The sequence below is a fragment of the Lysobacter sp. Root604 genome (assembly GCF_001427505.1).
Taxonomy (GTDB): domain Bacteria; phylum Pseudomonadota; class Gammaproteobacteria; order Xanthomonadales; family Xanthomonadaceae; genus Lysobacter.
In genome coordinates this window covers 1,289,577-1,300,857 of the sequence record NZ_LMGS01000009.1, presented here as the reverse complement: position 1 = coordinate 1,300,857, position 11,281 = coordinate 1,289,577, and the positions used below count along the sequence as shown (strand labels likewise).

Below are 11,281 nucleotides of genomic sequence, written 5' to 3'. Positions count from 1 at the left end.
ACGTTTCCCGCATGATGGTGAGCGAAAAACGCCTCAAGGCACGAGGCAAGCGCACGGCGACGCGCGCCATGCGAAAGCCGTCTTCTTTCATCCGGACTGTGACCGTCGGCTCCGGCATCCGACCGGATCTGCTGACCCTCCGGCGTGGCCGGAGGCGCTCGCGGGCTCGCGCGGGGAGCTTAGGCCCCGCACCTACCGCCGGTGGGGAATCGCACCCCGCCCTGAAGACGTTACGTAAGTAGTAGTGCCGGAAACCGGCGCGGGCATTCTAGCACCGGGGGTGGGGATGGCCGGCCGGATGCAGTGTTCTGGGGGTGGTGGGGGTTCGCGGCCTAAAGCAAATCCCCCTCAATCCCCCTTTTTCAAAGGGGGAAGAGAAGCGGGCGCTGTCGCCCCTTTGAAAAAGGGGGGCTAGGGGGGATTTGCTTTCAAGCCTTGCGCCGCAAATGCAAAAACAGCGGCCACTGCAGCGTGCGCAGGTCGCCCGCATCGCCCCAGGCCGCCGCCAGCGCCGGCGCATGCCGCGCGACCGGGTCGTCGCCGCTGTCGGCGAGGCAGCGCGCGGTCGCCGACATGCTGCCCAGATACCCCAGAAAACGCGCCAGCGACCATTCGGCCTCCAGCCACAGGCTGGGCGCGGGCAGCGCGGGGAACGGCCAGTCGTAACCGGCATAGGCGGCGTCGACCTGGGCGCGCTCCGGCGGCCAGTAGGCCTCGATCTGGGCGCGGAACGCGGCCACCGGTTCCAGCATGCCTTCCGGGGCCAGGAAGTCGCCGTAGCCCCAGGCCGCAAGCACGCCGCCGGGCGCGAGCACGCGCTCGCATTCGCGGAAGAAGGCCGCGCGGTCGAACCAATGCAGGGCCTGGGCGACCGCGACCAACTGCACGCTCGCGTCGGCCAGCACGGTGCGTTCGCCGGGCTCGACCGCTAGCTCGACGCGCGCGTCGCCGGTCTGGGCCCAGTGCTGGGCGATCTGCTGCGCGCTGGGATCGCTGGCGTGGACCCAGGCGAAACGCGCCGCCAGGCCGCGCGTGGCCTGGCCGCTGCCGCAGCCCGGCTCCCACACCCGCGCGGTCGCCGGCACCACGCCGCTCAGCACGTCGAACAAGGCATCGGGGTACTCGGGTCGCGCCGCCGCGTAGGCGCCGGCGATGGCCGAGAAATGGTCTTTGAAATCGGTGCCGCTCATGACCGCGCCCTCAGCCCGTAGTCTCCGGCCGCAGCAACAGGCGCACATCCTCGCCGATGCGGCGCGATTCGACGATGTGCAAACGCAGCTTCTGGGCCATCGCCTCGATCTCCAGACCATCGAACAGGGGCCGCGCGTTCTGGCCCAGCAACACCGGCGCCACGTACAACAGCACTTCGTCGACCAGGCCGGCGGCGAGGAAGGCGCCGGCCAGGGTCGCGCCGGCTTCGAGCTGGATTTCGTTGACGCCGCGCTCGGCCAGCAGGCGCAGCACCGCGTCCAGATCGAAACGGCCTTCGCGCACCGCGATCGCGGCGTGCTGGGCGCTGAGTTCGCGCGGCGGCTTGGCGTCGGGCGCGTGCAGGTACAAGGTGGGCGCATCGCCCTCGCGCACGCGCCCGCGCGCGACCGTGGCCAGGCCCGGATCCAGCACCACCCGCAGCGGCGCCACGAACGCGGTGTCGTCGCCCAGGCGCACGGTCAGCGAGGGATCGTCGGCCAGCACGGTGCCGGCGCCGGTGACGATCGCGCCCGCGCGCGCGCGCCAGCGCTGCACGTCCAGGCGCGAGGCGTCGCCGCTGATCCATTTCGATTCGCCGTTGGCCAGCGCGCTGCGGCCGTCGATGCTGGTCGCCAGCTTGACCCGCAACCACGGCCGGCCGCGCTCGATACGCGACAGGAAACCGCGATTGAGCGCGCGCGCCTGCGTCTCCATCAGCCCGCTGGCCACCTCGATGCCGGCCGCCTGCAGTTGGGCGAAGCCGGCGCCGTCGACCTGCGGGAAGGGATCGCGCATCGCCGCGACCACGCGCGCGACGCCGGCCGCGATCAGGGCCTGGCTGCAAGGGCCGGTGCGACCGGTGTGCGCGCAGGGTTCGAGGGTGACGTAGGCGGTGGCGCCGCGCGCGCGTTCGCCGGCCGCGTTCAAGGCGTGCACTTCGGCGTGCGCCTCGCCCGCGCGCTGGTGCCAGCCCTCGCCCACCACCTCGTCGCCGTGCGCGATCACGCAACCGACCATGGGATTGGGCTTGGTGGTGTAGGCGCCGCGCTCGGCCAGGCGCAGCGCGCGGGCCATGTGGAGGTGATCGGTGGCGGTGAAGGAGGTCGTCATGGGGCGCGCTTGAAATGGGTGGCGTCGGGAAAGTCGGAGATCAGGCTGCGGTCCGCCTGCACGGTCAGGGTCATCGCGCCGCCCTCGCTGGCGCCGATGGCGTTGGCGTCGAACTCGATCAGGTACAACAGCTTGGTCGCATCGTCCACGTTCAGCCAGCGTGGACGGTCGGGCTGTTCGGGGAAGCGTACGCCGACGGCTTTCACCGCGGCATCGGCCGGCAAGGCAGCGAACTCGAATTCCCCGTCGCCGCCCTCCTTCGAGGTCTGCTCGATCACCCGACCGTCGGCCAGACGCAGCATCGCCTTGGCCTCGCCCACCGCCAGACCGATACGCGGCTCGTACACCTTGACCCAAACGGCCTCGCCGGCGCGACGCGGCCGGTGCGCCCACCAGGTGCCGATCGGCAACAGTCCCGCGTCCACCGCCTGCTGCAGGGTTTCGATGCCGTCGCCGCGCACTTTGTTCAGATCGGCCTCGGTCAGGGGCGGCGGTAGCGCGCGCTTGATTCCGTCCTCGCTGTCGATCATGCGCTCCACCAGCACCAGCGTGCCGTCGCTGCGCTGCCAGCAGCCGGTCACGTCCATGCCCGGCATCGGCAGCTCGCGCAGGCGGAAGCTGCCGTCCGCGTTCAACTGCAGACTCGGCGCCGCTTTCGTCGCGCTCGCCGCATAACGCCCCGCGAGCGCCGCGTCGCCCGCCGCGCAGGCCGCGGCCGCAGGTAGCGCGAGCATCCAGGCGCACACCAGCACGATCGCGCCGGCGGCGCGCGGGTAGGATCGATGGCGCGTCATGCGGTGGAGATTCCCTCGGCGCAGGGCGCGCTCATGGTGTGCGTTTGAAATGGATGCGGTCGGGCGTATCCGCGCGCAGGCTGCCGTCGGCTTGGACGGTCAGCGTCAAGGGGCCGCCCGGAAGAGCGCCAACGGCCAGCGCATCGAAATCGATCAGGTACAAGCGCTTGGTCGAATCGGTCGTCGTCAGCCAGCGCGTGCGCTCGGGCGGGTACGAAAAACGTACGCCGATGGCGGTCACCACGGCGTCGGCGGGCAAGGACGCGAGCTCGTACTCGCCGTCGCCCATTCCCACGCTGGCCTCGAGCTCCTGGCCGTCGGCCAGGCGCAGCACGACCTTGGCCTCGCCCGCTGCGATGCCCACCTTGGAGTCGAACAGCTTCACCCGCACCGGCTCGCCGGGCTTGCGCACCTGGTGCGCCCACACGCGTCCGGCCGGCAGCAAACCGGCGTCCACCGCCTGCGCGATCGTCTCGATGCCGTCGCCGCGCACCGGGTCCAGATCGGCCTGGGTCAGCGGATCGGGCAGGACGCGCCGGATGCCCTCGCCGCCGGTATCCGCGCCCGGCGCGAAGATCACGCGGTCGCCGTCGCGCGACCAGCAACCGGTCACCTCGGGTGTCGGCGCCGCCGCCGGCAGGTCGTAGATTCGGAAGCGGCCGTCCTGGTGCAAGCTCAGGCTCACCGGCGCTTCGGCCACCGAGGCGTAGCGCGCCGCCAGCGCGGGGTCGGCGGGCTTGCAGGCTGCCACCGCGGAGGCGGCCGGGATCAAGCAGGCGACCAGGGTGTACAGGCGCGCGCAAGGTTCGGCGCGGTGTCGCGCGGGGATCTCGGGGTTCACGTCGCGCTCCTGTACTGGTCACTGCCGTACATAGCGACCGCGGATCTGCGGCGATATCAGATCGCCATCGTCCTGGGTCAGGATCATTTGCTCGAAAGACGGCGGCCGCGCCGCCGCGGTGTCGAGGCGGATCGCGAACACCCGGCCCTGGCCCTCATCCAGCGCCAGGGTTTCGCTTGGCCGATCGGGCGCCTGCAGGACCACGCGTTGCAGACGCGCACCCGGTCGTTGCAAGGCCAGGGCCCAACCGCCAGGACTGGTCTGGGCGCTCGCACTGCGACCATCGGAATACACGAACTCGACGCCGATGCCCTCGGCCCGGTAGCCACGCTGCGGATCGCCGACGACGACCGCATAGCCGCTGGGCTTGGCGGCCGCAGACGGCGGCAGACAGCCCGTCGTATCGAATTGGGGTTGGCGCAGCTGCGGCGGAGTGCGGCCGGCCAGCGCGTGCAATTCGCCGACGCGCTGGTATTGCCGCAGGTAGGCGCGCACCGCGCGGTCGGCGGCTTCCATCTCGTCGACGGGAGCCGCGTGGCCGGGCGACTGCATGGCCTTGGCCTCGTTCGCCGCTGCGGCCGCGGCCGCAGCGGCCGCGTCCGTCGCCGACGGCATCGGCGGCGGCAAGGGGTCGTAGGCAGCAGCGGATCCCGCCTTGCGCTTGATCGCCGTGGCGGCCGCCGCCTCCACCGCCAGGCGCGACCGCTCCAGGGCAGCCAACTCCGGCGTCAGGGCCGCCTCGGCGGCGGCGCGATGCGCTGGGTCGGCCGGATCGTTCGCAGGCTGGGCCACCAGGGCCTCGGTTTCGGCCTGAGCCAGGCCGAGCCGGTAGGTCTGCGCGAAGCCGCATGCGCGTTCGGCCATCGCGTCGCGCTGTTCCTGCGCAAACTCTTCCAGGCGCCGCTGCGCGTCCTGATTCCACGGCAGCACCTGATCGAGCGAGAACAGCGGCTTGCCTTCGGCCGGCGCTTGCATGGTCAGCACCACCCTATCCGCGCCCACATTCCAGATGCCGCTGGCGGACTCGACCATCAGGCCGTAGCTCAGGCTCCACTCGAAGCGGCCGTCGGGCCTGAGCTCCAGTTCGGAGCCGGCATCGGCCACGCCTTCCAGGACGTAGTGCCCGGCCAACGCCGCGCGTTGGCGGTCTTGGATCGGATCGGCGGCCTGGGCGCCGGCCGCGAGCAAGCTCAGGGCGAGCAGCGAAAATTTCAATGCGTTCGACATGCGCGAACTCCTTTCAGCGCGTGACAGGGGCTCGCGCTCGGCTCAGCGCTTCTTCTTATCCGGACGCGGTTCATCCTCGCCCAGCAACGGCAACTGCGCGTCGCCCGGGATGTCGCGTTCCAGGCGATCGAGCTCCTCGCGGAAATCGGCCACGTCCTCGAACGAGCGGTAGACCGAGGCGAAGCGCACGTAGCCGACGTGGTCGAGCTTGCGCAGCTCGGCCATCACGAACTCGCCGACCCGCCGCGAAGCCAGTTCGCGCTCGGCGGTCATGCGCAGCTGGTGCACGACCGCGCGCACCGCCGCTTCGATCTGCTCCTCCGACACCGGCCGCTTCTGCAGCGCACGGTCGAAGCCCACGCGCAGCTTGCGCGCGTCGAAGGCTTCGCGGCGGCCGTCGCCCTTGATGATCATCGGCAGTTTCAGCTCGATCGTCTCGAGCGTGCTGAAGCGCTCTCCGCAGGCCTCGCAGACGCGGCGACGGCGGATGGTGGCGCCGTCGTCGGACACGCGCGAATCGATCACGCGGGTGTCCTGGTGCTGGCAGAAGGGGCAATGCAAAGGATTAGCCTTGGCTGGACAGCAGCGGGGAATCGGCCTTCGCGTCGTTCATGCGCTCAGAACCGCGGGTACCGGTATTCGACGGATTCCACGCTGGCGACGGCAACGCCGCGAGACGTAGCGGGGACGAACGTCGCCGATCTTACTGCGGCCAGGGCCGCATCGTTGAACAAGGCTCGTGCGGACGACACGCCCATTGGGCTCATGGCTTCGTTTCGGCCGGTAGCGGAGGCGATCATTTATGCCGCCGAAACCCGTACTGCGGCCCATCCGGATAAAAACGCATGCTCACGTTGCCGTAGTCCGCCACCGGCCGACCATCGCTCAAGGCCGGCGTGTAGCTCACTTTCCGCGCGAATGCCAACGCGGGCGCGTGGAAAACCGGGTCGTTGCTGCAGATCACCATCGCATCGCGGGTGCGGCCCTTGGCGTCGATGATGACCTTGACCACCACCTCGCCGACCTTGTCGCCGGCGGCGGCGGGATACACCGCCTCGGGGCGGTTGTTCGGCTCCGGCGCGCGGCTGCCTTCTTGCGTATAGGCGGCTTGCGCCTTGCCGCGATTGGCTTCCGACAACCACGGCACGCGGTTGCGCGCGTGGAAGTCCGAGATCTCGCGCCAGTTCGTTCGGTACGGCCCCGCTCCGGCGGACAGCTCGCACATCGGGATGTAGTAGGTCTCCGTCATCCCGATGCTTTCGCGCATGTCAGGCAGCGGCGGCGGCGTGGGCGCGTTGATCTCGACGATCGTCGCTTCGGCGGCTTCGGCCGGCGTCAGCGTCCTGTACTCGATCGCCGGCGGCGGCTCTGTCCCGGCCGGCGGCGCCTCGGCGGCTTGCACGCTCAGGCATGCAAGCCAGCCGACCATCGCCAGCCGGAAACCGGCCTTAGCCATACACCGGGAACTGCGCGCACTGCTTGGTCACGTTCTCGCGCACGCCGGCGATGACCTTCTCGTCGGTGGGGTGGTCGAGCACGTCGCACATCCACTCGGCCAGCGCCACGCAGTCGGCTTCCTTGTAGCCGCGGGTGGTGACGGCCGGGGTGCCGATGCGCAGGCCCGAGGTCACGAACGGCTTCTGCGGATCGTTCGGCACGGCGTTCTTGTTGACCGTGATGTGGGCCTTGCCCAGCGCTTCCTCGGCGGCCTTGCCGGTGATGCCCTTGCCGATCATGTCGACCAGCATCAGGTGGTTCTGGGTGCCGCCGGAAACGATCTTGTAACCGCGCGCGATGATGGTCTTGGCCATCGCCTGCGCGTTCTTGACCACCTGGGCCTGGTAGTCCTTGAACTCCGGCTCCAGCGCTTCCTTGAACGCGACCGCCTTGGCCGCGATCACGTGCATCAGCGGACCGCCCTGGATGCCCGGGAACACGATGCTCTGCAGCTTCTTGACCAGGTCCTCGGAGGCGTCCTTGGCGACGATGATGCCGCCGCGCGGGCCGCGCAGGGTCTTGTGGGTGGTCGAGGTGACCACGTGCGCATGCGGGACCGGGCTGGGGTAGACGCCGGCGGCGATCAGGCCGGCGACGTGGGCCATGTCCACGAACAGGTAGGCGCCGATCTTGTCGGCGATGGCGCGGAAGCGCGCCCAGTCGACCACCTGCGAGTACGCGGAGAAACCGGCCACGACCATCTTGGGCTTGTGCTCCAGGGCCAGACGCTCGACTTCGTCGTAATCGATCAGGCCCTGGTCGTTGACGCCGTACTGGACGGCGTTGAACAGCTTGCCGCTGGCGTTGACCTTGGCGCCGTGGGTGAGGTGGCCGCCGTGGGCCAGGCTCATGCCCAGGATGGTGTCGCCGGGGTTGAGCAGGGCGAAGTAGACGGCCTGGTTGGCCTGCGAGCCCGAATGCGGCTGCACATTGGCGTAGTCGGCGCCGAACAGTTCCTTGACCCGGTCGATCGCCAACTGCTCGGCGATGTCGACGTATTCGCAGCCGCCGTAATAGCGCTTGCCCGGGTAGCCCTCGGCGTACTTATTGGTGAGCACGCTGCCCTGCGCTTCGAGCACGCGCGGGCTGGCGTAGTTTTCCGAGGCGATCAGTTCGACGTGGTCTTCCTGGCGACGCGCCTCGGCGGCGATGGCCTGGGCGAGTTCGTCGTCGAATCCGGCAATACGGGTCTGGCTGGGGAACATTCGCGGCCTCGGAGGGTAAAACGGACGGGGGGAGAGGGGTGCGCCGCGTCAGGCCCAGGCCGGCGTTAACCTACGAGCAGGCTTGACGTAAGACTTGAAATGTTAGCCTAGGGGCGTATGGCGGCCAACCGCCATGATGGGTCCGCAGGCCCCGGAGCGCCCGAAACCGCTCCCGCACCCCCACCCCACCGCTTTGTTGGATGTCCCGACCGTGAAATGGGTCTTCGTCTTCCTGTTCCTGGCCAGCGCCGTGTACGTGCACCTGCGCGGCAAGGTACGCCACCGTCTGGGGCGGCAGCTGCTGGACCATTCGACCTTCATGGCCCCGATCAACGTGCTGATGTACGCCTGCTCGCGGGTGCCGACCAGCCCCTATATCGAGCCGGACCGGCATTTTCCCGAACTCGAGCCGCTGCGCGCGCGCTGGCGCGAAATCCGTGAGGAAGCCCTGCACCTGCGCGAGCTGCAGCACATCAAGGCCGCCGACGGCTACAACGACGTCGGCTTCAACTCGTTCTTCCGCCGCGGCTGGAAGCGCTTCTATCTGAAGTGGTACGACGAGGCCCACCCCTCGGCCGCCGAGCTGTGCCCGCGCACCACCGAGCTGCTGCGCCAGATCCCGGCGGTCAAGGCCGCGATGTTCGCCGAGCTGCCCCCGGGCGGCGAGCTGCGCCCGCACCGCGACCCCTTCGCGGGCTCGCTGCGCCTGCACCTGGGCCTGGACACGCCCAACGACGACGCCTGCTTCATCGACGTCGACGGCCAGCGCTACAGCTGGCGCGACGGCGAGTGGACCATGTTCGACGAGACCTACATCCACTGGGCCCAGAACGGCTCGCAGGCCAATCGCATCATCCTGTTCTGCGATATCGAGCGGCCGATGCGCTTCGCCTGGGCGCGCGGCCTCAACCGCTTCGTGGCCAAGCATTTCATCGCGGCGGGCGCCTCGCCGAACATGGAAGGCGACAAGACCGGCGGCATCAACCGCCTGTTCAAGTACTTCTACGCCCTGCGCCTGAAGGCCAAGGGCCTGCGCGAGCGCAACAAGCCCCTGTATTACGCCCTCAAATACGCCCTGGTGCTGGCGGCGATCGGCTTCGTGATCTGGCTCTAACCCCCGTCTTGGGATAGGAGCGGTGTAAGCCGCGACCACGCAAACCGGCCTCCCGGCGCAAGCCAGGCCCCTCGGCGCCCGCTCCGCCTGCCTCCGACGGGGCCTGCCGCCCCATCGGATCCCCCACCGCCCCGCCCCGCGCTGGAACCCCGCCCGCGCCTGCGGGATAATTACCGCTTCCCGCCTCGCCCCTCCGGCCATCCCCGGCCCGGCTCGGCGCGCCCATGCTTCGGAGTCCGCATGCAATACATCTACACCATGAACGGCGTCAGCAAGACCGTGCCGCCGAAGCGCCAGATCATCAAGGACATCTCGCTGTCGTTCTTCCCGGGCGCCAAGATCGGCCTGCTCGGTCTGAACGGCGCCGGCAAGTCGACGGTGCTGAAGATCATGGCCGGCGTCGACCAGGACTTCACCGGCGAAGCGCGTCCGGCCAACGGCATCAAGGTCGGCTATCTGGCCCAGGAGCCGCAGCTGGATCCGGCCCACACCGTGCGCCAGGCGGTGGAAGTCGGCCTGGGCGAGATCATCAACGCCCAAGCCGCGCTGGACGCGGTCTACGCCGCCTACGCCGAGGAAGGCGCGGACTTCGACAAGCTCGCCGCCGAGCAGCAGCGCCTGGAGTCGATCCTGGCCGCGGGCGACGCGCACACCCTCGAAAACCAGCTCGAAGTCGCCGCCGACGCGCTGCGCCTGCCCCCGTGGGAAGCCGTGGTCGGCAACCTGTCCGGCGGCGAGAAGCGCCGCGTCGCGCTGTGCCAGTTGCTGCTGCAGAAGCCCGACATGCTGCTGCTCGACGAACCCACCAACCACCTCGACGCCGAATCGGTCGAATGGCTGGAGCAGTTCCTGGCCCGCTACACCGGCACCGTGGTGGCCGTCACCCACGATCGCTACTTCCTCGACAACGCCGCCGAGTGGATCCTGGAACTCGACCGCGGCCGCGGCATTCCGTGGAAGGGCAACTACACCGACTGGCTGGTGCAGAAGGACGAGCGCCTGAAGCAGGAAGAGAACCAGGAAAAGTCGCGCCAGAAGGCGATCCAGAAGGAACTCGAGTGGGCCCGCAGCAACGCCAAGGGCGGCCGCAGCAAGGGTAAGGCGCGCCTGGCGCGCATCGATGAGCTGCAGTCGGTCGATTACCAGAAGCGCCAGGAAACCAACGAGATCTTCATTCCGCCGGGCGAGCGCCTGGGCAACAAGGTCATCGAGTTCAAGAACGTCAACAAGAAGTTCGGCGACCGCCTGCTGATCGAGGACCTGAGCTTCAGCGTGCCGCCGGGCGCGATCGTCGGCATCATCGGCCCCAACGGCGCCGGCAAGTCGACGCTGTTCAAGATGATCATCGGCAAGGAGCTGCCGGACTCGGGCACCATCGAGACCGGCCCGACCGTCAAGCTGGCCTATGTCGACCAGAGCCGCGAGGCCCTGACCGGCAACCACAACGTGTTCCAGGAAGTCTCCGGCGGTCTCGACATCCTCAACATCAACGGCATCGAGATCCAGTCGCGCGCCTACATCGGCCGCTTCAACTTCAAGGGCCAGGACCAGCAGAAGATGGTCGGCTCGCTGTCGGGCGGCGAACGCGGCCGTCTGCACATGGCCAAGACCCTGCTGCAGGGCGGCAACGTGCTGCTGCTGGACGAACCGTCCAACGACCTCGACATCGAAACCCTGCGCGCGCTCGAAGACGCCCTGCTCGAATTCCCGGGCAACACCTTCGTGATCTCGCACGATCGCTGGTTCCTGGATCGCATCGCGACCCACATCCTGGCCTTCGAAGGCGACTCGCACGTCGAGTTCTTCCAGGGCAACTATCGCGAGTACGAGGAAGACAAGAAGCGTCGCATGGGCGAGGAAGGCGCCAAGCCGCATCGCCTGCGCTTCAAGGCGCTTAAGTGACGCGAGGCCTGGCCGGTCTCCTGCTCGCAGCCTGCCTGGTCTCGGCAGGCTGCGACGGCAGTTTGAAGTTGTCCGGCCAGGTCGTCGGCCCCACCGGTACGCCGATGGCGCGAGTTCCGGTGTATCTGTTCGTGTCGGATCGTGCCGATACGTACGACCCGGTGTTGTGGACCGATGCGCAAGGTCGCTTCGGACTGCAGCGAACGGACTGCACCTGCGACTTCCCCATCGAACTGATCGCCACACACCCCGATTTCGGCATAGGCCGGCACGCGACCACGCACAAGGCGCTGGGAAACGGCGATAGCGCGCCCATCGTCATCCGCCTGATGCCGCGACCGAAGCCGCCGAGTTACGGAGAGGCCGATCAGGCCTCTCCTCCTAACGGATAAGCAGGACT

11 protein-coding genes and 1 riboswitch are annotated in these 11,281 nt (G+C 68.8%); of the genes, 3 read left to right on the top strand and 8 right to left on the bottom strand.

Annotation, left to right across the window (positions count from 1 at the left end):
- Positions 1–75: 75 nt before the first annotated feature.
- A riboswitch (FMN riboswitch) is annotated at positions 76–233 on the bottom strand.
- A gap of 195 nt (positions 234–428) precedes the next feature.
- From ASD69_RS14100 to glyA, 8 genes are all read right to left on the bottom strand, one after another.
- On the bottom strand, positions 429–1,190 hold the full coding sequence (locus tag ASD69_RS14100; RefSeq protein WP_056179120.1) for a class I SAM-dependent methyltransferase: 762 nt from the start codon (positions 1,188–1,190) through the stop codon (positions 429–431).
- 10 nt (positions 1,191–1,200) lie between these two features.
- The gene (gene ribD / locus ASD69_RS14095) at positions 1,201–2,301 is read right to left on the bottom strand and encodes a bifunctional diaminohydroxyphosphoribosylaminopyrimidine deaminase/5-amino-6-(5-phosphoribosylamino)uracil reductase RibD (protein ID WP_056179116.1); all 1,101 of its coding nucleotides are present in this window, start codon (positions 2,299–2,301) and stop codon (positions 1,201–1,203) included.
- Positions 2,298–3,095, bottom strand: coding sequence for a hypothetical protein (locus ASD69_RS14090; protein WP_056179114.1), 798 nt, complete (start codon positions 3,093–3,095; stop codon positions 2,298–2,300). Before ASD69_RS14090 ends, ribD begins: the two co-directional genes overlap by 4 nt.
- 31 nt (positions 3,096–3,126) lie before the next feature.
- Complete coding sequence (locus ASD69_RS14085; protein ID WP_056179111.1) at positions 3,127–3,936, bottom strand: hypothetical protein; 810 nt, start codon at positions 3,934–3,936, stop codon at positions 3,127–3,129.
- A gap of 18 nt (positions 3,937–3,954) precedes the next feature.
- A complete protein-coding gene (locus tag ASD69_RS14080; protein ID WP_056179107.1) occupies positions 3,955–5,163 on the bottom strand; it encodes a hypothetical protein in 1,209 nt (402 codons plus the stop codon).
- 42 nt (positions 5,164–5,205) lie between these two features.
- Entirely contained in the window at positions 5,206–5,724 is a 519-nt protein-coding gene (nrdR, locus tag ASD69_RS14075) for a transcriptional regulator NrdR (RefSeq protein WP_056179102.1), read from the bottom strand.
- Between the two features lie 235 nt (positions 5,725–5,959).
- On the bottom strand, positions 5,960–6,565 hold the full coding sequence (locus ASD69_RS14070) for a TonB family protein (protein ID WP_162250658.1): 606 nt from the start codon (positions 6,563–6,565) through the stop codon (positions 5,960–5,962).
- Between the two features lie 46 nt (positions 6,566–6,611).
- Complete coding sequence (gene glyA / locus ASD69_RS14065; protein WP_056179097.1) at positions 6,612–7,865, bottom strand: serine hydroxymethyltransferase; 1,254 nt, start codon at positions 7,863–7,865, stop codon at positions 6,612–6,614.
- Between the two features lie 211 nt (positions 7,866–8,076).
- Here glyA and lpxO point away from each other — a divergent pair, with 211 nt between their 5' ends.
- From lpxO to ASD69_RS14050, 3 genes are all read left to right on the top strand, one after another.
- Positions 8,077–8,979 (top strand): lipid A hydroxylase LpxO, encoded by a 903-nt coding sequence (lpxO, locus tag ASD69_RS14060; RefSeq protein WP_056179953.1) that lies wholly within the window; start codon positions 8,077–8,079, stop codon positions 8,977–8,979.
- Between the two features lie 240 nt (positions 8,980–9,219).
- Complete coding sequence (ettA, locus tag ASD69_RS14055; protein WP_056179093.1) at positions 9,220–10,881, top strand: energy-dependent translational throttle protein EttA; 1,662 nt, start codon at positions 9,220–9,222, stop codon at positions 10,879–10,881.
- Positions 10,878–11,273 (top strand): hypothetical protein, encoded by a 396-nt coding sequence (locus tag ASD69_RS14050; protein WP_056179090.1) that lies wholly within the window; start codon positions 10,878–10,880, stop codon positions 11,271–11,273. Before ettA ends, ASD69_RS14050 begins: the two co-directional genes overlap by 4 nt.
- Positions 11,274–11,281: the final 8 nt, after the last annotated feature.